The 21,496-nt window shown below is 61.2% G+C and carries 21 protein-coding genes; 20 read left to right on the forward strand and 1 reads right to left on the reverse strand.

Going from position 1 to position 21,496, the window contains the following annotated elements:
- Window positions 1-89: 89 nt before the first annotated feature.
- The 16 genes from BBJ66_RS04150 (at window position 90) to folD (ending at window position 14,746) form a co-directional block, all read left to right on the forward strand.
- Window positions 90-1,388, forward strand: a complete 1,299-nt coding sequence (locus BBJ66_RS04150; protein ID WP_049733071.1) for a flagellar hook protein FlgE — start codon at window positions 90-92, stop codon at window positions 1,386-1,388.
- Between the two features lie 19 nt (window positions 1,389-1,407).
- Window positions 1,408-2,895 (forward strand): flagellar hook-associated protein FlgK, encoded by a 1,488-nt coding sequence (gene flgK, locus BBJ66_RS04155; protein ID WP_049733070.1) that lies wholly within the window; start codon window positions 1,408-1,410, stop codon window positions 2,893-2,895.
- A 3-nt stretch (window positions 2,896-2,898) separates the two neighbouring features.
- Complete coding sequence (locus BBJ66_RS04160; RefSeq protein WP_049733069.1) at window positions 2,899-3,951, forward strand: flagellar hook-associated family protein; 1,053 nt, start codon at window positions 2,899-2,901, stop codon at window positions 3,949-3,951.
- A gap of 36 nt (window positions 3,952-3,987) precedes the next feature.
- Window positions 3,988-4,335, forward strand: a complete 348-nt coding sequence (flaF, locus tag BBJ66_RS04165) for a flagellar biosynthesis regulator FlaF (protein ID WP_003570294.1) — start codon at window positions 3,988-3,990, stop codon at window positions 4,333-4,335.
- Complete coding sequence (gene flbT, locus BBJ66_RS04170; RefSeq protein ID WP_003570292.1) at window positions 4,332-4,781, forward strand: flagellar biosynthesis repressor FlbT; 450 nt, start codon at window positions 4,332-4,334, stop codon at window positions 4,779-4,781. The genes flaF and flbT overlap by 4 nt, the downstream gene beginning before the upstream one ends.
- Entirely contained in the window at window positions 4,772-5,224 is a 453-nt protein-coding gene (flgD, locus tag BBJ66_RS04175; RefSeq protein WP_049733068.1) for a flagellar hook assembly protein FlgD, read from the forward strand. The genes flbT and flgD overlap by 10 nt, the downstream gene beginning before the upstream one ends.
- An 87-nt stretch (window positions 5,225-5,311) precedes the next feature.
- Window positions 5,312-5,578 (forward strand): flagellar biosynthesis protein FliQ, encoded by a 267-nt coding sequence (gene fliQ, locus BBJ66_RS04180; protein WP_003588518.1) that lies wholly within the window; start codon window positions 5,312-5,314, stop codon window positions 5,576-5,578.
- A 190-nt stretch (window positions 5,579-5,768) separates the two neighbouring features.
- Window positions 5,769-7,856: a flagellar biosynthesis protein FlhA gene (flhA, locus tag BBJ66_RS04185; RefSeq protein WP_049733067.1), complete on the forward strand. Its 2,088-nt coding sequence runs from the start codon at window positions 5,769-5,771 to the stop codon at window positions 7,854-7,856.
- Complete coding sequence (gene fliR / locus BBJ66_RS04190) at window positions 7,853-8,605, forward strand: flagellar biosynthetic protein FliR (protein ID WP_049733066.1); 753 nt, start codon at window positions 7,853-7,855, stop codon at window positions 8,603-8,605. Before flhA ends, fliR begins: the two co-directional genes overlap by 4 nt.
- Before the next feature lie 4 nt (window positions 8,606-8,609).
- A complete protein-coding gene (locus tag BBJ66_RS04195; RefSeq protein ID WP_049733065.1) occupies window positions 8,610-9,023 on the forward strand; it encodes a hypothetical protein in 414 nt (137 codons plus the stop codon).
- A gap of 31 nt (window positions 9,024-9,054) precedes the next feature.
- A complete protein-coding gene (locus tag BBJ66_RS04200) occupies window positions 9,055-9,618 on the forward strand; it encodes a rod-binding protein (protein ID WP_071085206.1) in 564 nt (187 codons plus the stop codon).
- A gap of 123 nt (window positions 9,619-9,741) precedes the next feature.
- Window positions 9,742-10,107: a hypothetical protein gene (locus BBJ66_RS04205; protein ID WP_049733063.1), complete on the forward strand. Its 366-nt coding sequence runs from the start codon at window positions 9,742-9,744 to the stop codon at window positions 10,105-10,107.
- Window positions 10,107-10,646 (forward strand): hypothetical protein, encoded by a 540-nt coding sequence (locus tag BBJ66_RS04210; protein WP_049733062.1) that lies wholly within the window; start codon window positions 10,107-10,109, stop codon window positions 10,644-10,646. Before BBJ66_RS04205 ends, BBJ66_RS04210 begins: the two co-directional genes overlap by 1 nt.
- Before the next feature lie 289 nt (window positions 10,647-10,935).
- Window positions 10,936-11,775, forward strand: a complete 840-nt coding sequence (locus tag BBJ66_RS04215; RefSeq protein WP_049733061.1) for a WecB/TagA/CpsF family glycosyltransferase — start codon at window positions 10,936-10,938, stop codon at window positions 11,773-11,775.
- A 161-nt stretch (window positions 11,776-11,936) separates the two neighbouring features.
- Window positions 11,937-13,727: a succinoglycan biosynthesis protein exop gene (locus tag BBJ66_RS04220; protein ID WP_071085208.1), complete on the forward strand. Its 1,791-nt coding sequence runs from the start codon at window positions 11,937-11,939 to the stop codon at window positions 13,725-13,727.
- A 119-nt stretch (window positions 13,728-13,846) separates the two neighbouring features.
- Window positions 13,847-14,746: a bifunctional methylenetetrahydrofolate dehydrogenase/methenyltetrahydrofolate cyclohydrolase FolD gene (folD, locus tag BBJ66_RS04225; RefSeq protein WP_071085210.1), complete on the forward strand. Its 900-nt coding sequence runs from the start codon at window positions 13,847-13,849 to the stop codon at window positions 14,744-14,746.
- Here folD and BBJ66_RS04230 read toward each other — a convergent pair whose 3' ends face one another.
- Complete coding sequence (locus BBJ66_RS04230) at window positions 14,747-15,772, reverse strand: LacI family DNA-binding transcriptional regulator (RefSeq protein ID WP_071085212.1); 1,026 nt, start codon at window positions 15,770-15,772, stop codon at window positions 14,747-14,749. It lies immediately after the preceding gene.
- A gap of 299 nt (window positions 15,773-16,071) precedes the next feature.
- Here BBJ66_RS04230 and BBJ66_RS04235 point away from each other — a divergent pair, with 299 nt between their 5' ends.
- The 4 genes from BBJ66_RS04235 (at window position 16,072) to bglA (ending at window position 21,485) form a co-directional block, all read left to right on the forward strand.
- Window positions 16,072-17,433, forward strand: a complete 1,362-nt coding sequence (locus BBJ66_RS04235) for an ABC transporter substrate-binding protein (protein ID WP_049733057.1) — start codon at window positions 16,072-16,074, stop codon at window positions 17,431-17,433.
- 186 nt (window positions 17,434-17,619) lie between these two features.
- Window positions 17,620-18,633, forward strand: a complete 1,014-nt coding sequence (locus BBJ66_RS04240) for a carbohydrate ABC transporter permease (protein WP_049733056.1) — start codon at window positions 17,620-17,622, stop codon at window positions 18,631-18,633.
- A gap of 1 nt (window position 18,634) precedes the next feature.
- On the forward strand, window positions 18,635-19,798 hold the full coding sequence (locus BBJ66_RS04245; protein ID WP_071085214.1) for a carbohydrate ABC transporter permease: 1,164 nt from the start codon (window positions 18,635-18,637) through the stop codon (window positions 19,796-19,798).
- A 34-nt stretch (window positions 19,799-19,832) separates the two neighbouring features.
- The gene (gene bglA, locus BBJ66_RS04250; protein WP_071085216.1) at window positions 19,833-21,485 is read left to right on the forward strand and encodes a beta-galactosidase BglA; all 1,653 of its coding nucleotides are present in this window, start codon (window positions 19,833-19,835) and stop codon (window positions 21,483-21,485) included.
- Window positions 21,486-21,496: the final 11 nt, after the last annotated feature.

Raw genomic sequence — 21,496 nt, forward strand, 5'->3', positions numbered from 1 at the left:
ATATTGGCCTTGCAGTTCGCCATGACAGACAGCTTCACGCAAGGCCCGACAAATACTCTCGAGTTTAACAGGTAAAACGAGGTTTTCAGATGAGCATTTTCGGCAGCATGAAGACGGCAGTATCGGGCATGAACGCACAGGCGAACCGCCTCAGCACCGTCGCCGATAATATCGCCAACGTGAATACCTCCGGCTACAAGGCCGTGTCGACGAGCTTCTCTTCGCTGGTTCTGCCTTCCTCGGGCGGCAACTACAACTCCGGTGGCGTTCAGAGCTCAGTGCGCCAGGCCGTCTCCGACCAGGGCGACATCTCCTACACTACGTCCACCACCGATCTTGCGATCTCGGGCGACGGCTTCTTCATCGTCCAGGGCGCTGACGGAACGCCGGTTCTGACCCGCGCCGGCGATTTCCAGAAGGACGATGAAGGAAATCTCGTCAACGCCGCCGGCTTCCAGCTGATGGGCTATTCCTACGACTCCGGTTCTCCCGCTGTCGTCGTCAACGGCTTCGACGGCCTCGTTCCCGTCAACGTTACTCAGGATGGCCTGACCGCCATCGCCTCGACCTCCGGTGTCTTCAAAGGCAACCTCGATTCCAACGCCAACGTCGTTGCCGCCGCGAGCCGGCCGAGCGCCAACCCCGCCACCCCGACGACCGATACCAAGAAGGTCTCGATGGTCGCCTACGACCGTCTTGGCAACAAGGTGATGTACGACTTCTACTTCACGAAAGCCTCAGTCGCGGCAGCGCCGCCGCCCGCACCTCCCGCTACTGCGGCCACCTGGGAAGTGGCGATGTTCCGCAACGCCAACGCGGCGGTTGGCGGCACCACCTCCTTCCCCTACACCGCCGGTGGCGCAGTCGGCACCGGAACGCTCACCTTCGACGCGAACGGCAAGATGACCTCGACTGCCCCTGTCCCGATCACCGACACGGTGACCGGCCAGACGATCAACATGGATTTCTCCGGCCTGACGCAGCTCGGCGCTGCCTTTGCCGGTACCGGAACGCCGAACGGCCAGGCGGCGACCCCGGTCAAGGATGTCACGATCGATGGCGACGGCATCGTCTATGCCAAATATGAAGACGGCAGCACCAAGCCGCTCTACCGTATTCCGCTGGCAAACGTGGCAAGCCCCGACAAGCTGACGCTGATGAGCGGCAACGTCTACAGCGCCAACGGCCAGTCGGGCGTCACGGTCACCGGCTTCCCGCAGACCAATGGCCTCGGCACGATCAAGTCGGGCGCTCTCGAAGGTTCGAACGTCGACCTCGCCGGCGAGCTGACCGAGATGATCGAATCACAGCGCAGCTATACCGCCAATTCCAAGGTCTTCCAGACGGGTTCCGACATCATGGACGTCCTCGTCAACCTCAAGAGATAAGCAGGGTAACGGGTAAGCTATGTCGCTCACATCCGCACTTAATACCGCACAGAACATATTCAACAATACCGGCACGCAGAGCAGTGTCGTATCGAACAATATCTCGAATGCGGGCAATAAAGATTACGTGCGCCGGCAGGCGATGCTTACCACGTCCTTGAACGGCGCCCAGGTCGTCAAGATCGACCGGGCACAGGAAGATGCCCTGCTCCGCCAATATCTGAAGACCTCCTCGCAGGACAGCGCCCAGCAGGCATTGCTGGGCGGTCTGGAAGACCTCAAGTCGATCATGGGTGGCAACGACTACGAAACGTCGCCATCCACCTATCTCGGTGTTTTCCAGCAGAAGCTCCAGGCCTTCCGCACGACGCCGGGGAGCACCGTTGCCGCCCAGGGCGCCATCACCGCCGCCCAGGACGTCGCCAACTCGCTGAACAATGCTTCGCAGTCCGTTCAGGACGTCCGCGCCACCGCCGATAAGCAGATCGCCACCGACGTCGATAAGCTGAATACGCTGCTCAGTGACTTCGAGAAGGCCAACAACGCGGTGAAGACCGCCACGGCCTCGGGGGCGGATGCCTCCGGCGCTCTCGATGAACGCGAGAAGGCTCTCAAGCAGATTTCGCAGATCGTCGGCGTCAACGCGACGACGCGCGACAACAACGACATGGTGCTGAGCACCTCCGATGGGACGATCCTTTTCGAGACGGTCCCGCGCAAAGTGACGTTCAAGTCTCAGGATGTTTACAACGCCACGGTAACCGGCAATTCGGTCTATATCGACGGTGTGGCGCTGCCACGCGGCAGTGGATCGACGACGACGGCGCAGGGAAGCCTGCAGGCGCTCCTCCAGGTCCGTGACGAGATCGCTCCAAACTTCCAGAAGCAGCTCGACGAAGTCGCCCGCGGCCTGGTCTCGCTCTTCAAGGAGCAGAACACGGCGGCCGGCCCGGCCTATGTGCCCGGTCTCTTCACCTGGAGCGGCGGCACGGTGGATACCGGCGGCACTGCGATTGCCGGCATGGCCTCGACCATCACCGTCAGCAGCACCGTCATCACCGCGCAGGGCGGCGATCCGATGCGCCTGCGCGATGGCGGCATCAACGCCAACGGCCTCGTCCTCAATCCGACCCACCTCAGCGGCTATACGACTGAACTCGACCGTCTCTATACGGCGCTGGGGTCCGACATCGATTTCGATCCGGCGGCAGGACCGGCCGTCGGTTTCGACGCCACGACGGGCATCGATTCCAACGTCAGCATCATGGAATACGCCACCAATTCCCTCGGTTGGCTCGAGCAGTATCGCAGCAACGCCACGACGGCGGCGGAAAACAGCTCGGCGGCGCTGTCGCGCTCCGACGAAGCCTATTCCAATGAGACCGGCGTCAACCTCGACGAGGAGCTGACGCTGCTCCTCGACATAGAGCAGTCCTACAAGGCGGCGACCAAGATCCTGAACGCCGTCGACGAAATGTTGAAGTCATTGCTGGATATTGCGAGTTAAGCCATGAAGAGCTCATTTATTTCAAGTTCGGCCATTCAGAATGCGATGCGACTGACGATCCGTCAGGGGCAGAACCAGATGACCAAGGCGACGATGGAAGCAACGACGGGTGTCTATGCGGATATCGGCGTCTCGCTCGGCGGCAATGCCGCGAGAAGCGTCGACTTCACCCGCGAGACCGACCGGATCGACTCGATCAAAGCAAGCAATTCGCTCGTCACTGCCCGCATGGAATCCTCGCAGCTCGGCCTTTCCAAAATGAAGGACGTCGGCGATGGCCTGGTTTCGAAGCTGACAGCGCTCCAGGGCAGCCACGATCCCGGCAGCGTCACCGTCGCCATCCAGTCGGCGACCAGCGCGCTGTCCACCATGATGGACACGGCCAATACCATGGTGAACGGCGAATATCTGTTCTCCGGCATCAACACCGACGTGCAGCCGCTGACCGACAAGACGACGGCGACGAGCGCCGCCATCGTTACGGCGCTGAACAACTATGCAGCCGGTCTCGCGCCGCCGAAGGCGGTCAGCGCTCTCACAGGCGCCGAGATGGAAACCTTCATCACGGGGACGGTGGAGCCGATGTTCAGCCAGGCAAACTGGACCAATGCGACGACCGGCTGGTCGCAGGCATCGAGCCAGAACATGACGAGCCGCATCAGCAATTCCGAAGTGATCGAATCCTCGACCAACGCCAATTCCGAAGGCATGCGCTACATGGCGCTCGCCTCGGTGATGACCTCGGCTCTGCTCGGCCAGAACCTCAGCAGCGATGCGATGAGCACTGTGTCGAAGCAGGCGATCACCTACACGACGAAGGCGACCAGCGGCCTGGTGACGCAGGCAAGCCAGCTCGGCCTTTCCCAGGAGCGCGTCAAGAAGTCCAACGACGCCCTCGACGCCCAGTCGAATATCATCAAGAACAAGCTCGTCGATCTCCAGGGCGTCGATCCCTACGAGGCTTCGACCCTCGTCAAGACTTTGGAAACGCAGCTTGAAACGGCTTACACGATCGTCTCGAAGATCCAGCAGTTGAGTCTCGTAAACTACCTTTGATGAGCAAAGGCGCGCAAGATTAAGAAGGATGCATGAATGTATCAGTTCTCTTATGCCGAAGTCATGCAGGACTCGGTGGCCGACGCGAAAGAGCGGGAATGGCAGGTTCTTGACCGGTCCATAGATCTGCTGTCGTTGGCGCGCGACAAGGAAAAATACGGCCGGGAAGCCATCGAAGCCCTGTTTTATACGCGCCGGGTGTGGATCAGCTTCATCGAGGATTTGAAACATCCCGACAACCAGCTGGAGATCGAGCTCAGGGCCAACCTCATCTCGATCGCGATCTGGATATTGAAGGAATGCGACAGGATCCGAAAACGTCTGTCGAATAACTATCAGGGCATCATCGACGTTACCACCATCATCAGGGATGGACTTAAATGAAAAGTACACTTCGCATTTCTCTGAAAGCCGGAGAAAGAATCTTCATCAACGGCGCCGTCCTGCGTGTCGACCGTAAGGTCGCGCTGGAATTCCTGAATGATGTGACTTTCCTTCTCGAAAACCACGTCCTCCAGCCGGAAGGCGCCACCACGCCGCTGCGCCAGCTCTATTTCATCGCGCAGATGATCCTCATCAATCCCGAGGGCAAGGACCACTCGACGGCGATGTTCCGCAAGTCGATCACCATGCTGCTCACCTGCTTCAAAAACGAGGAAATCCTCGCCGAGCTGAAGCGCATCGATGCGCTCGTCTCGACCGGCCGCGCTTTCGATGCGTTGAAGGCGATCCGCGGCCTCTACGCGATCGAAGACAATATCCTCAACAACCACGAAATGCCGCCGACGATGGTCGAGCAGATTCGCAGGGAGATTGCACCATGGCGGTAGATGCAACATCAAGCGTGACCTCGACGGGTACGACAGGCACGACAAATTCCGCCCAGCAGAAAGCGACGCTGAATTACGACAATTTCCTTCAGCTGCTCATCGCGCAGATGAAGAACCAGGATCCGACCGATCCGGTCGACGCCAGCGAGCAGATGTCACAGCTGGCAAGCTTCTCGCAGGTCGAGCAGACGATCCAGACCAACACCAAGCTGGATACGCTGCTGTCAAGCTCGAGCCTCACCCAGGCCAGCAGCTACGTCGGCAAATACATGGAAAGCGCAGACGGCACCGTCAAAGGCACCATCGAATCCGTCAAGGTTTATTCCGACGGCATCATTGCGACGACCACGGATGGCGGTAAGATACTCGTGCAGGCGGGAATCACCGTTGCTGACAAGGCGCCGACCACGACGACCACGACCAGCGACAGCAGCGATACCTGATAGCACGGCGCCGATGCGTCGGTGACACCAATCATAGCAGCTCGGCCTCGGCGGGGCTGCTTCAAGGCGATATGAGGTTGCCTTCAGATGAATGAAGCTGATGCATTGGATCTGTTCCAGGCTGCGATCTGGACCGTCCTGATTTCTGCCGGTCCCGCCGTCATCGCTGCGATGGTGGTGGGTCTCATCATCGCCTTGATCCAGGCGCTGACCCAGGTGCAGGAAGCAACACTGACCTTCGTGCCGAAGATCGTCGCGGTGCTGATCACCGTCGGCGTCACCGCACCCTTCGTTGGCTCGCAGGTCTCGATTTTCACCAATCTGGTCTTCTCGCGCATCCAGTCCGGTTTCTAGAGCAATTCCAGCAAAAGTGCGCAGCGGTTTTGCGTCCGGGATTGCGTGGAAACAAAAGCTAAGAGCGGTTCTGCGCTTCCATGAAAAGCTGAACCGCTCTGAGCCACCTTCGCGCAAGCTTCGCCATTTAACTCTCGATCCGAATTGGGCGGACCGAGTCCGCCTCCTCTCATGAAGAGACGGAACTGTTATGGCGCAACCACCTGCACTCCCCCTTCCGAAAGTCGCCCCGAGCCTGCGCGATGTCGGTTTTGCCCTCGGCATCATCGGCATCATCTGCATTCTCTTCCTGCCGATCCCGCCATTCCTGATCGACATGGGACTGGCCTTCTCGATCGCCTTCTCGGTGTTGATCCTGATGGTCGCGCTGTGGATCCAGAAACCGCTCGATTTCTCGTCTTTCCCGACCATTCTGCTGATCGCGACGATGACCCGGCTGGCGCTGAACATCGCGACGACGCGCGTCATCCTGTCCCACGGCAATGAAGGCCACGACGCCGCCGGCGGCGTCATCGCCGGTTTCGCAAGCCTGGTGATGTCCGGCGACTTCGTTATCGGTCTGATCGTCTTCCTGATCCTCATCACCATCAACTTCATCGTCATCACCAAGGGCGCCACGCGTATCGCCGAAGTCGGCGCGCGCTTCACGCTCGACGCCATCCCCGGCAAGCAGATGTCGATCGACGCCGATCTTTCGGCCGGCATCATCGATGAAAGGGAAGCCCAGCGCCGCCGCAGAGAGCTCGAAGAGGAAAGCTCCTTCTTCGGTGCGATGGACGGTGCCTCGAAATTCGTGCGCGGCGATGCCGTCGCCGGCCTCATCATCACCGCCATCAACGTTTTCGGCGGCATCATCATCGGCTATTTCCGCCACGGCATGCCGATCGGCGAAGCGGCCGACGTCTTCGTCAAGCTCTCCGTCGGCGACGGCCTCGTCTCGCAGATGCCGGCCCTCATCGTCTCGCTCGCCGCCGGCCTGCTCGTCTCGCGTGGCGGCACCACCGGCTCCACCGACCAGGCTGTCGTCAACCAGTTGAGCGGTTATCCCCGCGCGCTCTCCGTTTCGGCCGTGCTGATGTTCGTCCTGGCGCTGATGCCGGGCCTGCCATTCGTCCCCTTCGTAATCCTCGGCAGTCTTCTGGCCTTCGGCGCCTGGTTCATCCCGCGTCAGGTCGAGGCTGAAAACAAGGTTCGCCGCGAGCAGGAGGAGAAGAAGGTCGTCCAGAGCAAGGAGCTGGAAAAGGATTCGGTCAAGTCGGTGCTGCGCACCTCCGAGATCGAGCTCGCACTCGGCAAGATGGTTTCGACCCGCCTGCTCGGCGCCCACCAGGAGCTCGCCTTCCGCGTCGGCAAGATGCGCAAGAAGTTCGCCACGCAATACGGTTTCGTCGTGCCGGAGATCAAGGTCACCGACGATATCGCCATTGCCGAGAAGTCCTACCAGATCCGCATCCACGGCACGACGGTCGCCTCCAACCTCTTGCGCGTCGGTGAAGTTCTCGTCGTTACCGGCGCCGGCCGCCGGCCGAGCATCCCCGGCGACGAAATCCGCGAACCAGCCTTCGGCATGCCGGCCGTCTCGATCCTCGAAAACTTCGCCGACGATCTGAAACGCGAGGGCTTCCAGCCGATCGACAACGTCTCGGTCGTGCTGACCCATATGAGCGAGGTCATCCGCAACAACCTGCCGCAGCTTCTGTCCTACAAGGACGTCAAGGTGCTGATCGATCGTCTCGACCCCGAATACAAGAAGCTCGCCGACGAGATCTGCTCGTCGCACATGTCCTATTCGGGCCTGCAGGCGGTGCTCAAGCTGCTGCTTGCCGAACGCGTGTCGATCCGCAACCTGCACCTTATCCTGGAAGCAGTGGCCGAACTCGCCCCGCATGTCAGGAAGACCGAGCAGATCGTCGAGCATGTCCGCATCCGCATGGCCCAGCAGCTTTGCGGCGACCTCGCCGACAATGGCGTGCTGCGCGTGCTGAGGTTGGGCAGCAAATGGGATCTCGCTTTCCACCAGGCACTGAAGCGCGACGCCAAGGGCGAGGTGATCGAATTCGACATAGATCCACGCAGCCTGGAGGAGTTCAGCGAACAGGCCACCAAAGTTATCCGTGAGTTCATGGATCGCGGCCTGCCATTCGCACTTGTCACCTCGCCGGAAACACGCTCCTATGTGCGCATGATCATCGAACGGCTGTTCGCCACGCTCCCGGTCCTGTCGCATGTCGAACTGGCCAAGGGCATCGAGATAAAGATTTTGGGCTCTATTTCATGATAACAGACCCGCAAGGGACCGTTCTCGCGCTGTTTCTGGTTTTCTGCCGGATCGGCGGCTGTGTGCTGGCTCTTCCGGGTTTTTCCTCGGCGCGTGTGCCCGAACAGCTGCGCGTCTTCATCGCCGTCGCACTGTCGATCGCAGTCATGCCTCTGCTCTGGGATACTGTCTATCCGGCCGTTCACACCGGTTCCGGAACCTATATCGGCCTGATCTTCAGCGAGTCGCTGATCGGCGTGATGTACGGCATGCTGGCGAGGATCTACACGCTCGGCATGCAGTTCGCCGCCTCGATCCTTGCCACGATGGTCGGATATACCCAGCCGGGCTCCACCGACATCATCGAAGATTCGCCGGAGACCAGCCTTTCCGCCTTTATCACGTTTGCCGGCATCATGATCCTCTTCATCATGGATTTCCATCACATCGTCTTCCGCGCGCTGATCGATTCCTACACGACCATGCCCTTCGGCGGCCTGATGCAGATGCGCGCGACGCTGATCTCCTTTACCGACACCCTGGAGCAGACCACCTACATCATGCTGCGGCTGTCGAGCCCGTTTTTGATCTACGCCATGATCTTCAACGTCTCGATCGGCTTCATCAACAAGCTGGCGCCGCAGATCCCGGTCTACTTCATCTCGACGCCCTATCTGCTGATGGGCGGGCTGTTCCTGATCTATTTCTCGATTGCAGCGTTGGTCAGCCAGTTCGGCCAGTCCTTCGGCTCGATCTATATCGGGCGATGAGACGATGGCCGAAAAGAACCGCTCCCAGAAGCTCAAGCGACTGCTCTCGGTGCAGCGGCATATCGAAAGGATGGCCGAGAACGATCTGGCCGAAACCAGCCGCCAGCGCGTCGAGGTCAATGCGGCGATGGACGACGTCATCGTCGCTCTCGGCTCGATGGATCCGGTTCACCACGCCTTCTCGCAGAATTACGCCGATCGATTCGGCAGGCTCTCCATCAAGGACCAGCAGCTGACAGGCATGCAGCAGGTCCACGAGATGCGGCTGGCGCGCGAGCGCGCCAAGGGCGACCGTTTCGAAGAAGGCATGAAGGAGGCCCTCGAGGCCGAGCGCCGCGAGGCCGACGACAACGCCGTCTACGATGTCATCGACCAGCAATTCGCAACACCAGCCTCCAGCAAGCTTCAAAACCCATAGTCGCTGCAATCTTAATTTAGAGGATTGTAACGTGGCTATTTCGCCCCCCAGTGATCTGGTCCTGGACGTTGTCAAAGCTGCCGACCCCATGGAGGTTCAGGCGGCCCAGGAAAAATTGAAGGCAAATCGTGCGGCCTTTGCCGCAACGAGCCTCGCCGAGAACGGCAAGGGCTTCTCCAATACGGTCGATGTTCTCGACCATATCGGCCAGAAGAGCGGCCTCAACAACATCCAGAACCGCACCAAGGCTGAGGAAGTCCCGGAAAGCTACCGGAAATTCGAGGCCATGGTTCTGCAGAATTTCGTCAAGTCCATGCTGCCGAGCGAAAGCGAAGACGTCTATGGCAAGGGCGCGACCGGCGATATCTGGAAAGGCATGATGGCCGAACAGCTCGGCAACACCATGGCCAAGGGCGACGGCATCGGCATCGCCAAGCAGATGTACAGCGAGCAGCTGCGCCGGCAGGAAGGCAAGATCGTCAATGCCTCGACCGATAACGATGACCGCAATACTGCGATCAGCATGATCGACGACTTCCAGCGCAAGACATTCGGCACGCCGACCGCCGAAGCCAAGACCGATAGAACGGGATGATTTTAGGCCCGTTGGCCTGAAATCTGAATCCGCTTCTCAATTGAAGAGTTAGAGCACGCTGCCGTCCGAAACCGCGCACAGTTTTCGGCATCATGCTCCAAGCGACGCATAACCGAGGGTACAATGGAAATAGTTTCGAACGAATACAGGATCAAATCCGTTCTCGGACGCCTCGAAATGATCATCGACAATGAGAACACCCGGATCGGCAGCGATCCGCAGTTCGATCTCAAGGTCTCCAATGCGCATAAGAGCCGCTGCCTCTACGAGCTGTCGATGCTTTTCCGCGACACCGATCCGGCCGAGCTTGCCGCTGCCCATCTCGATCAGCTGCATGGCCTGAAGAAGAAGTTGGTTCTCAATGCACGTCGGGTCGAGGCGCATCTCGAAGCGGTTCGCGCTGTTGCCGATCTGCTGAAGAACGCCGTTCAGGACGCCGATGCCGACGGCACCTATTCCCAGGAACAATTCGCCACGCGTGGAAACTGATGGTCAAGCTCGTCCTTACCGGTGTCTGGGTTTGCGCCATCACCTTGGCATCGGTCTATTTCTCGGTGTATCTGGCGACCGCGCCGGCGCCCGCGGCCACTGATTCCAAGCAGAGCGCGCTTGAACTGGTGAAGGGTGAAACGATCACCGTACCCATCATCGGCGACGGCGCGATCACCGGCTACTTTCTCGGCCGCGTTTCCTTCATGATGAACAAGGAAATGCTGAAGGGCGTGACGCTGCCGCTCGCCGAGATGACCACGGACGAGCTTTTCAGCCTGCTCGTCGGCAACAAGATGGTCGATATCGCCCATATCAAATCCTTCGATCCGAAGGTCTTCCGCGAAGAGATCAAGAAGGGCATGAACGAGCGTCTCGGTGGCGACTATGTCGCCGAGGTGATGCTGGAGCAGCTCGACTATCTCTCCAAGGAAGACGTCAAGGAAAGCTCCGCCGGGCAGCCGAAGAAGGTGGGCACACCCGTCAAGATCGTCGAGACCGCACCGACCGGCGAAGCGCCGGCGCCGGCCGCCCACTAATATTCAGAATAGCATCGACGAAAACGGCGCCGCGGGGCGCCGTTTTTCGTTTGGCGCATGTGGTTAACAAACCACTTATGCGAGCATGGAAATTCAAGGGATTTTCCTAAGGGTTGTTTGAAACCGTCCTGTTATACAGATGTCACAGCCCGGCAGTGCCGCCTTCCGAGATCGGAGCGACGCCGTCCGGGCGCGATGCGGCCGGTTCTTCCAGGAACCTGCGCTGCGCAATGATGGGCTTGTTTTCCGGGATGTCGGGCGCATGCAGCACCCTCGGCAGGAGGTAGGAATGAATCTGATTGCAAACTTCGCGGTGCTCGCATCGCGGCGGACGATCTTCGATCTGCCGGTCTGCGATCTCGGCTGGGATGACGCCCTCGTTTTCATCAACGAACTGGCCTCCATCCCCGTCGGCCAGACCGTGGTTTGCTTCGTCAACGCCCACAACATGCTGACGGCGCTGCGCGACGACGAATACTACCGGATCATGTCGCACAATCTGGTGCTGCCGGATGGCATCGGCCTCAACATCGCATCGCAGATCGCCCATGGTTCGCCGTTTCCCGCCAATCTGAACGGCACCGATTTCGTGCCAGCCTTCCTGACCTTCATGGAGGCTCCGCGCCGCATCGGCCTGATCGGCGGCACGCGTGCGGTCGTCGAGGCGGCAGCGGAAAATTTCCGTAAACATACGCCCTGGCATGAATTCGTCGTCATTTCCGACGGCTTTTTCGACAAGGTCGATTCCACCGAGGTTACCGAGGAGATCGAGCGCCAGAAGCTCGACATCCTGATCGTCGGCATGGGAACGCCGCTGCAGGAGAAATGGGTCCACGACAATATCCGTGCCGATCATGCGCGCCTGGTGCTGACGGTCGGCGCCCTCTTCGACTTCGTCTCCGGCGCCGTCCCGCGTGCGCCGAGGACGGTGCGGATGATGCGCCTGGAATGGGCCTATCGGCTGCTGCAGGAGCCGACTCGCCTCTGGCGCCGCTACGTCATCGGCATCCCGGTCTTTCTCTTCCATGTGCTGCGCTATCGCTTTCAACGGCGTGAAAGGATCCTCAGCCATCCGGAAGAGCCGGCCACCGCGCTGCAGCCGCGGTCAGACCGCAAGAAAGCAAGCTGACGCGATAGACATCCTCAAATCGGTTCCGGTTTGAGGAGCTATGCTCAGTTCTTACACGCTGCGGTTAACCATTTCTTTGCCATGAATATTTAGACTGGCTTAATCATCTGCATCCGTGCGGATGAGCGAATTCGGCCATCATGTGCATGAGATGTGGCGCAATGTACGATATCAGGGCCAGAAGCAGCTTTCACGATCGCGCGGCCGCCCGGCCGCCGGCGCCCGCACCGGTGCGCGCCCATGACGATCGTTATGATGTGCCCTTGAGATTGCCCCAGTCGAACCGCGCCGATATCGCCCCGCCCGAGGCCGAATTGCTGCGCGCCATCGGCCGCGCGCTGGAAGAGCAGCGCGCCAACGCGGCGCGCACGGCGCCGCTGGTTGATCGCATCGAAACCATCCTCGGCAATCGTCTGCGGGCCGCCAACGACATCGGCCATCCGCTTCTTCAGGAACAGCCGCGCCGCGAAGAACCGGCTGCTCCGGCCATCCAGCCGATGATCTCGCCGGAACCGCTGGCCGCGATCCGGCAGGAAGCGGCCGAGCTCCGCGCGGCAGCGCCCCGGCGGCGCGTCGGCGGCATTTCTATTGCGATGACGGTCGCCGCGGCGACGACGATCGGCGCCGGCCTGCCGGCGCTGATGCCAGCTTCGCCAACCCTCTACCGCGCCGAAGCGACGTTTGCGGTGAAGACCGATGCCGCAAGCCGGGCCGCCTTCACGCAGGCTGCGGCGAAAGGGCTGATGTCGGCGCGGGTGGTTGCTTCGACGGTCGCCGCCCTGAAACTCGATCATGATCCCGAATTTGCCGGCCCCCGGGCCAATGCGCTTGGCGTTGCGCTCGATCTGCTCTCGGCGACCGGGGCAGCCGCCGATCCGGCCTCGCGCGCCGAGGCGACGTTGAAGCATGCCGTGGAGATACTGCCCGATGCCGCCGCCGGCACGATCCTCGTGCGGGTGACGACCGGCGACAGCGGTAAATCCATGCGCATCGCCGCAAGGCTTGCCGAAGCGGTTTCCCCGGCAGACGGACCTGACGGCAACGCCGAAACCGACGCCGCCTTGCGCAAGGCCTATGACGAGGCGAAAGCCGAACTGACGGCCTTCACGGCAAAGAGCGGCGAGGGCAACGTCAAGGTGGCGGTCGATCTTCGCCGCCAGATCGACCGGCTCGATGCCGATCTGAAAGAGGCCGATCAGACTATCCTCAGCGCCAAGGCGCAGGCCGACCGGTTGAAAGCCGCAAAACTTGCCGGCGTGCTCGACGGTTCGCTCCCCTCCGATATGCTCTCGCCGGCGCTGCAGGACTGGCGCGACAAATATGCGGTTGCCAGAACTGCACTTGCGCAGCTTTCGGCCGAACTCGGCCCGCGCCATCCCCGCCTGTTGCAGCAGCAGGCCGAAACCGATGGTCTGAAGGACAAGATGGGCAAGGAGCTTGCCCATCTTGTCCAGGCCGCCAACGCCGCCGCCAAGGCGGCCGTCGATGCGCGCAAGGGCTTGAACGACCGCCGCAACACGCTGATCGCGCAAAGCCGGGATACCGGCGTCGATCTTGCCCGGCTGACCGAACTCAGCGAGAAGGCGACCGCCGCGCGTTCGCGCCTGGAGGATGCGGCGTCCGCTTCGACCGGAACGGTCGCCGACGGCCATATCGCCCTCATCAAGCCGGCACGGGCAACGACGGTATCGGCGCCCGACGGCAGCGCCGGCCGCTTGCTGACCGGCGCTGCCGCGGGGCTTGCCGCCGGTCTTGCTGCGGCTCTCCTGCTGCGCCTGCGTAAACCCATGGCAGCTCCCGAAAAGGAATCCCCACCGCTGTCTTCGCCGCCGCCGGCACCGCAACCGGTCCCAACCGCGGTCGACGAGATGGAGGTGCTGCGCTCCGAAATCTCCGGCCTGCGCGAGCGGCTTCTTGTTCATGGCCCCGAAGCGCGGCAGCCGCTGCGCTGACCAATCATTTCTTGCATTTTTGATATTGCCTTGCTGCTTTCCGACAGGATAGGGCGTTAGCGGGCATTTGACGCTCGCCGACTATCCATAGATTGGCGCGAAACAGGGCGGAGAGACGCGTGACGACAGTAATCGACGGCAAGAACGTAGCTGCATCGGTCATTCAGACGGTCAAGAGTGCGACGGCAGCGCTGGAAAAGAGCAGCGGCGTCACCACCGGCCTTGCGGTCGTCATCGTCGGCGACGATCCGGCAAGCCACGCCTATGTCGGTTCCAAGGGCCGCATGGCCAAGGAATGCGGTTTCAAGTCTGTTCAGCACACGTTGCCGGCCGAGACCAGCCAGGCGGATCTGGCAGCCCTCGTCGCCACTCTCAACGCCGATCCATCGATCCACGGCATCCTGGTGCAACTGCCTTTGCCGAAGCCGCTCGACAGCGAGCCGATCATCCAGGCGATCCTGCCGGAAAAGGACGTCGACGGCCTGAGCATCGCCAATGCCGGCAAACTCGCCATCGGCGACCTGAAGACCGGGCTGGTGTCCTGCACGCCGGCCGGCGCGATGGTCTTTGTCCGCCGCACCCATGGCGAGGATCTCTCCGGTCTCAACGCCGTCGTCATCGGCCGCTCCAACCTGTTCGGCAAGCCGATGGCGCAATTGCTGCTCAACGCCAATGCGACGGTGACGATCGCCCATTCGAGAACCAAGAACCTCGCCGAGGTCTGCCGCAACGCCGATATTCTGGTCGCCGCCGTCGGCCGGCCGGAGATGGTCAAGGCCGACTGGGTCAAGCCGGGTGCGACGGTCATCGACGTCGGCATCAACCGCGTGGCGGCCCCCGAAAGAGGCGAGGGCAAGACCCGGCTCGTCGGCGACGTCGCCTTCTCCGAGGTCTCCGAAGTCGCCAGCACCATCACCCCGGTTCCCGGCGGCGTCGGCCCGATGACCATCGCCATGCTGATGGCCAACACGGTCATCGCCGCTCATCGCGCTGCCGGGCAGACCCCGCCGCAGTTTTGATTATACCTGCGGGGCAGGGCCGGTCGAAGCCCGGACGATCAGTTCGGTCTTCCAGAGCTCCTGATCGGGGAAGGGGCCCGCCTGCTTCACCGTGCCGATCAGCCGCTGGGCGATGCGAACGCCGGCGGCCCTGAGCGACGAGCGCGTCGTCGTCAGCGGCACGGAGAAGTTTTCCGGCTTCAAGAGCGGCAGCACGTCGTCGTGGGCGATCAGTGAGATATCCTCGCCGAGCCGCAATCCTGCCTGGTTGACCGCGCGGATCGCGCCGAGCGCCAGCACCGTGCTGGAGCAGAGGATGGCCGTCGGCCGCTCCGGCAGCTGCAAAAATTGTTCCATCGCCAGCAGGCCCTGCTCATCCGTCATCAGTGCGTGGCTGACGCAGTTCTCGTCGAGCGCCAGCCCGCGCTCGGCAAGGGCCGCTGCGACGCCGTTCTTTCTGCGGATGGCGAAATCGAGATGCATCGGCCCGTTCATCAGCGCAAAGCGCGTATGGCCGAGCTGCAGCAGGAGCCGCGTCGCATCGTAGAAGGCGCCTTCATTGTCGATGTCGAGATAGGGATAATCGGGTTCCGAACCGAAGGAGCGGCCGTGCACGACATAGGGCATGGACAGCGATTTCAGCATGGCGAGCCGCGGATCGTGGGCCCTCATATAGGCGACAAACAGCGCATCGACATTGCCGCTGATCGCAAGGCGCCGGAGTGCGGCCACCTCGTCGTCCGGGTCGGCAGGCATGATGACGAAGTGGAAGTCGTGGCGCACCGCCTCTTCGCCCAGTCCGGCCAGGAATTCACCGAAATGCACGTCGGACTGGTGACCGGGCGCCGTCGGCATGACGAGGCCGATCGAGCCGGCCTTGCCGGTCGCAAGCCGCTGCGCCGCCTTGTTCGGCCGGTATCCGGTTTCCTTGACGGCCTGCAGCACGCGCTCCCGGGTCGCCTCATTGACCTCGGGATAGCCGTTGAGCGCTCGGCTCACCGTCGTCTGCGACAGCCCCAGCAATTCCGATAGCTGTTTGAGATTCACCTGCTATGCTTCCTCCCGGCCCGCCCGTCGGCCGTGTTAAAATGGCCTGCCGCCTCCCAGTGGCACCCAAAGCGCTTTCAATTATGTAGCATCTGGCGCGCTTGACTCAAGAAAAATCGCTCCATATTTCCCGATAGCCGCTGCTCGCGCCGCCATGACGGGCGTGTCCACAGCCGGTTCTCGTGAAATGACTTGACTCCGTTCCACCGAAAGTGGAATGAGTTGGGTGTCAAAGCGCTTTGAAATTTCATTTAAAGGGAATTCGGCGCGGGTTGGGATTGTGATGGGAGGTTGATCACATGAAAAAGTCATTTTTGATGGGCGTTGCCGTGGCAGCGCTTTTTGCCGGTGCTGCGTCCGCGGCCGATCTGAAATTTGCCCCGGGACAGGATTCCAAGTTCAACTGGAAGAGCTATGACGAATTCAAGGCCGCTCATGCCGATCTGAAGGGCCAGCCGCTGACGATCTTCGGGCCGTGGCGCGGCGAGGACGAGGCGTTCTTCCAGAGCGTTCTTGCCTATTTCACCGAAGCGACCGGCATCGATGTCAAATACTCTTCGTCGGAAAACTACGAACAGCAGATCGTCATCGACACGCAGGCAGGTTCGCCGCCGAACATCGCCGTTCTGCCGCAGCCGGGTCTCCTTGCCGATCTCGCCAGCAAGGGCTTCTTGACGCCGCTCGGCGACGAAAACTCCAAGTGGATCAAGGACAATTACGGCGCCGGCGACAGCTGGGTCGGTTACGGCACCTATAAGGGCAAGGACGGCAAGGAAGCCTTCTACGCCTTCCCCTACAAGGCCGACGTCAAGTCGCTGGTCTGGTATGTTCCGGAGAACTTCGAGGAAGCCGGCTACAAGATCCCGACATCAATGGAAGAGCTGCATGCCCTGACCGATCAGATCGTCAAGGATGGCGGCGTTCCCTGGTGCATCGGTCTCGGTTCCGGTGGCGCCACCGGCTGGCCGGCGACCGACTGGGTCGAGGACATCATGCTGCGCACCCAGCCGCCTGAGGCCTACGACAAGTGGACGACCAACGAGCTGAAGTTCACCGATCCGGCCGTCGTTGCGGCGATCGACGAATTCGGCAAGTTCGCCAAGAACGAGAAATACGTCAATGGCGGCGTCGCGGCCGTGGCCTCGACCGACTTCCGCGACAGCCCGAAGGGTCTCTTCTCCGTTCCGCCGAAGTGCTACATGCACCATCAGGCCTCGTTCATTCCGTCCTTCTTCCCCGAGGGCACGAAGCTCGGCCAGGATGCAGACTTCTTCTACATGCCGACCTATGCTTCGCATCCCGAACTCGGCAAGCCGGTTCTCGGCGCCGGCACGCTTGTCTCGATCGCCAAGGATTCGAAGACGGCTCGCGCCTTCATCGACTTCCTGAAGACCCCGATCGCGCATGAGGTCTGGATGGCGCAGTCGAGCTTCCTGACCCCGTACAAGGGTGTCAGCACCGAGGCCTATGCCAACCCGCAGATGAAGAAGGAAGGCGAGATCCTGACCTCCGCCACCACCTTCCGCTTCGACGGTTCCGACCTGATGCCGGGCAAGATCGGCGCCGGCGCCTTCTGGACTGGTATGGTCGATTTCGTCGGCGGCAAGTCGGCTCAAGATGCTGCTGGCGAAATCCAGAGCGCCTGGGACGGCATCAAGTAATCCTGAAAATTATGCCGCCGGCTTGCCGGCGGCATGGCCTGCATGACTGGCCGGGTTCGCAAAGAGCCCGGCCATCGCGGGATATATTGTGATTGGGTAATGCACACAGATTGACGATGACCGGCGCTGACCCGTCAGAATAGCAACCGGTCGCAATAAGATCAGGGGAAGCAGGGGAGGGACGAAATGCTGTCGCAGATAGTGTCCGCTTTGGGCGTCGTGGTCGTCGCCGTTTTCGCATGCTCGGCCTATTTTTATTTTTCGAACAAGATCCTGGATCTCGCTCTGCCGGTGAAGGATGGCGACATCCGAGCCGCATCGCGCAATCTCAACCGCCGTGCGCTCATCCGGCCGTGGTTGTTCGTCGGCCCGGCGCTCTTCCTGCTCATCGTCTATCTCGTCTACCCGGTCGTTGCGACCTTCATCCTCTCCTTCTACGACCGCGCCGGCCAGCAGTTCGTCGGCGTCGCCAACTACAGATGGGCGCTCGGCGACCGCGAATTCCGCCAGTCGATCTTCAACAACATCCTCTGGCTCGCCGTCGTGCCGGCCGCCTGCACCTTCTTCGGCCTGGTCATCGCCGTGATGACCGATCGCATCTGGTGGGGCAATATCGCCAAAAGCATCGTCTTCATGCCGATGGCGATCTCCTTCGTCGGCGCCTCGGTTATCTGGAAGTTCATCTATGAATATCGCGGCGGCAACGACGTCCAGATCGGCCTCTTGAACGCCATCGTCCAGACCTTCGGCGGCACGCCTGAGGTGTGGATCTCCGTTCCCTTCTGGAACAATCTCTTCCTGATGGTCATCCTGATCTGGATCCAGACCGGTTTTGCCATGGTCATCCTGTCGGCCGCCCTTCGCGGCATTCCCGAGGAGACGATCGAGGCCGCCGTCATCGACGGCGCCAATGGCTGGCAGATCTTCTGGCGGATCATGGTGCCGCAGGTCTGGGGTTCCATCGCGGTCGTCTGGACGACGATCACCATTCTCGTCCTCAAGGTCTTCGATATCGTGCTGACCATGACCAACGGCCAGTGGCAGACGATGGTGCTGGCCAATCTAATGTTCGACTGGATGTTCCGCGGCGGCGGTGATTCCGGCCGAAGTGCTGTTATCGCCATCATCATCATGCTCGCTGTCACGCCGATCATGGTCTGGAACGTGCGCCGCGCCAATCGCGAACTGAAGGGCCACTGAGATGACCGCTGCCGCAAGCTACTTCAAGATCGGCCCCGCCCGTCTTTTCGTTCACGCCGCCGTTCTCTTGATCGTCATCGTCTGGCTGATCCCGACGCTCGGCATCTTCGTCAGCGCGCTGCGCGACAAGGACCAGATCGTCGTCTCCGGCTGGTGGACGTCCTTCGTCGGCTCGACGCAAACCGTCGCCGTCCGCCTCGGCACAGCCGATCAGCAGCAGCAGGAAGGTGCTGCCTATGTCATTGCAGGCAATGTGCTTGAGGGCCAGACCGGCCGCTCGGTGAAAGCCTTCGGCAACCGCGTGCAGCAGCCGGCCGCCTTCGAAGCCGGTCAGACCGCCGATCTCGGCGACGGCGAAACCTTGCTGATCAATAGCGACGGCAGCTACCGCTACATGAAGAACGCCGCCTTCTCGCCCGACGAGAGACCGCGGCGTATTTATGTCTCGGTCTCCGCGCCGCCGGAATTTACGCTGCAGAACTACAACACGGTTCTGAGAGGCGAGGGCATCGGCCAGTCCTTCATCAACTCGCTGACCGTGACGATCCCGGCGACGATCATCCCGATCCTAATTGCTGCTTTCGCCGCCTACGCGCTGAGCTGGATGGAGTTTCCCGGCCGTGCGCTGTTGATTGCGCTGGTCGTCGGCCTCATCGTCGTGCCGCTGCAGATGTCGCTGATCCCGCTGCTGCGCCTCTATAACGAGATCGGCTCCATGCTCGGCCAGCCGTCCAAGACCTATCCCGGCATCTGGTTTGCCCACACCGCCTTCGGCATGCCGCTCGCCATCTATCTCCTGCGGGCCTATATCGCCGGCCTGCCGAAGGAGATCATCGAATCCGCCCGCGTCGACGGCGCCAGCGACTTCGAGATCTTCACCCGCATCGTATTGCCTTTGTCCTTCCCGGCACTCGCCTCCTTCGCTATCTTCCAGTTCTTGTGGGTGTGGAACGACCTGCTCGTCGCCATGGTCTTCCTCGGCACCGACAAGGACCACCTCGTTCTCACAGGCAGCCTGAACGCGCTGCTCGGCTCGCGCGGCGGCAACTGGGAGATTTTGACGGCCTCGGCCTTCGTCACCATCATCGTGCCGCTGCTCGTCTTCTTCGGGCTGCAGCGTTATCTGGTGCGGGGTCTGCTGGCGGGTTCGGTCAAGGGAGGCTGACCATTTCCAAACACGACTTCAGACAGGATATCCCATGAACGTGGCTCCCCAATCGATCTTGACTGCCGATAAGGACTGGTGGCGCGGCGCGGTGATCTATCAGATCTACCCGCGCTCCTACCAGGATTCCAACGGCGACGGCATCGGCGACCTCAGGGGCATCACCGCCCGCCTGCCGCATGTGGCAAGCCTCGGCGTCGATGCGATCTGGATCTCGCCCTTCTTCACCTCGCCGATGCGCGATTTCGGTTACGACGTCTCCGACTACGAGAATGTCGATTCGATCTTCGGCACGCTGGTCGATTTCGACACGATGATATCAGAGGCCCATCGCCTCGGCATCCGGGTGATGATCGACCTCGTCATCTCGCACAGCTCGGATCAGCATCCCTGGTTCGTGCAGAGCCGCTCCAGCAAGACCAACGCCAAGGCCGACTGGTATGTCTGGGCCGACGCCAAGCCGGACGGGACGCCGCCGAACAACTGGCTGTCGATCTTCGGCGGCTCGGCATGGGCGTGGGATCCGACGCGCATGCAATATTACCTGCACAACTTCCTGACCTCGCAGCCGGATATGAACCTGCATAATCCTGAGGTGCAGGACCGTCTGCTCGATGTCGTGCGCTTCTGGCTCAATCGCGGCGTCGACGGCTTCCGCCTCGACACCATCAACTTCTATTTCCACGACCCGCTGCTGCGCGACAATCCGGCACTTGCCCCCGAGCGCCGCAACGCCTCGACGGCGCCGGCGGTCAATCCCTATAATTTCCAGGAGCATATCTACGACAAGAACCGGCCGGAGAACCTCGCCTTCCTGAAGCGCTTCCGCGCCGTTCTCGAGGAATTCCCGGCAATCGCCGCGGTCGGCGAAGTTGGCGACAGCCAGCGCGGCCTTGAAATTGTCGGCGAATATACCTCCGGCAACGACAAGATGCACATGTGCTATGCCTTCGAGTTCCTGGCGCCCGATCCGCTGACGGCCGAGCGCGTCGAAGAGGTGATGCAGGATTTCGAAGCCGCCGCACCCGACGGCTGGGCCTGCTGGGCCTTCTCCAATCACGACGTCATGCGCCATGTCAGCCGCTGGGGCGGCCTGGTCGCCGATCACGACGCCTTCGCCAAGCTCTACGCTTCGCTGCTGCTGACGCTGCGCGGTTCCGTCTGCCTCTATCAGGGTGAGGAGTTGGCGCTGACCGAGGCCGATCTCGCCTATCAGGATCTGCAGGATCCCTACGGCATCCAGTTCTGGCCGGAATTCAAGGGCCGCGACGGCTGCCGCACGCCAATGGTCTGGGACAGCCAGGTCGCCCAGGGCGGCTTTTCCACGGTGAAACCCTGGCTGCCGGTGCCGGTCGAGCATATCCTGCGCGCCGTCAGCGTCCAGCAGGGCGACGAGACCTCGGTGCTGGAGCACTATCGCCGCTTCATCGCCTTCCGCAAATTGCACCCGGCCTTTGCCAAGGGCGAGATCGAATTCGAGGAGCCTCAGGGCGATGCCCTGATCTTCACCCGTGAATACGGCAATGAGAAGCTGCTCTGCATCTTCAACATGAGCCCGGCCGAAACCGGCGTCACTTTGCCTGCGGGAGAATGGCAGGCGTTGACGGGGCATGGCTTTATCAGCAACAACTATGGCGACAAGATCGATATTCCGGCCTGGGGGGCGTATTTCGCCCGTCTCGCTTAAGGATCAGCAGG

The sequence above is a fragment of the Rhizobium sp. RSm-3 genome, assembly GCF_001854685.1.
In the GTDB taxonomy this organism is placed as follows: Bacteria; Pseudomonadota; Alphaproteobacteria; order Rhizobiales; family Rhizobiaceae; genus Rhizobium; species Rhizobium ecuadorense.

Bases quoted from the DNA above. Each gene is read 5' to 3' on its own strand.
- fliQ (WP_003588518.1), top strand. From the start codon at position 5,312: ATGAATGAAGCTGATGCATTGGATCTGTTCCAGGCTGCGATCTGGACC.
- BBJ66_RS04210 (WP_049733062.1), top strand. From the start codon at position 10,107: ATGGTCAAGCTCGTCCTTACCGGTGTCTGGGTTTGCGCCATCACCTTG.
- BBJ66_RS04240 (WP_049733056.1), top strand. From the start codon at position 17,620: ATGCTGTCGCAGATAGTGTCCGCTTTGGGCGTCGTGGTCGTCGCCGTT.
- flhA (WP_049733067.1), top strand. From the start codon at position 5,769: ATGGCGCAACCACCTGCACTCCCCCTTCCGAAAGTCGCCCCGAGCCTG.
- BBJ66_RS04220 (WP_071085208.1), top strand. From the start codon at position 11,937: ATGTACGATATCAGGGCCAGAAGCAGCTTTCACGATCGCGCGGCCGCC.
- BBJ66_RS04235 (WP_049733057.1), top strand. From the start codon at position 16,072: ATGAAAAAGTCATTTTTGATGGGCGTTGCCGTGGCAGCGCTTTTTGCC.
- flgD (WP_049733068.1), top strand. From the start codon at position 4,772: ATGGCGGTAGATGCAACATCAAGCGTGACCTCGACGGGTACGACAGGC.
- BBJ66_RS04195 (WP_049733065.1), top strand. From the start codon at position 8,610: ATGGCCGAAAAGAACCGCTCCCAGAAGCTCAAGCGACTGCTCTCGGTG.
- BBJ66_RS04245 (WP_071085214.1), top strand. From the start codon at position 18,635: ATGACCGCTGCCGCAAGCTACTTCAAGATCGGCCCCGCCCGTCTTTTC.
- BBJ66_RS04215 (WP_049733061.1), top strand. From the start codon at position 10,936: ATGAATCTGATTGCAAACTTCGCGGTGCTCGCATCGCGGCGGACGATC.
- BBJ66_RS04150 (WP_049733071.1), top strand. From the start codon at position 90: ATGAGCATTTTCGGCAGCATGAAGACGGCAGTATCGGGCATGAACGCA.
- fliR (WP_049733066.1), top strand. From the start codon at position 7,853: ATGATAACAGACCCGCAAGGGACCGTTCTCGCGCTGTTTCTGGTTTTC.
- flbT (WP_003570292.1), top strand. From the start codon at position 4,332: ATGAAAAGTACACTTCGCATTTCTCTGAAAGCCGGAGAAAGAATCTTC.
- bglA (WP_071085216.1), top strand. From the start codon at position 19,833: ATGAACGTGGCTCCCCAATCGATCTTGACTGCCGATAAGGACTGGTGG.
- flgK (WP_049733070.1), top strand. From the start codon at position 1,408: ATGTCGCTCACATCCGCACTTAATACCGCACAGAACATATTCAACAAT.
- BBJ66_RS04205 (WP_049733063.1), top strand. From the start codon at position 9,742: ATGGAAATAGTTTCGAACGAATACAGGATCAAATCCGTTCTCGGACGC.
- BBJ66_RS04160 (WP_049733069.1), top strand. From the start codon at position 2,899: ATGAAGAGCTCATTTATTTCAAGTTCGGCCATTCAGAATGCGATGCGA.
- flaF (WP_003570294.1), top strand. From the start codon at position 3,988: ATGTATCAGTTCTCTTATGCCGAAGTCATGCAGGACTCGGTGGCCGAC.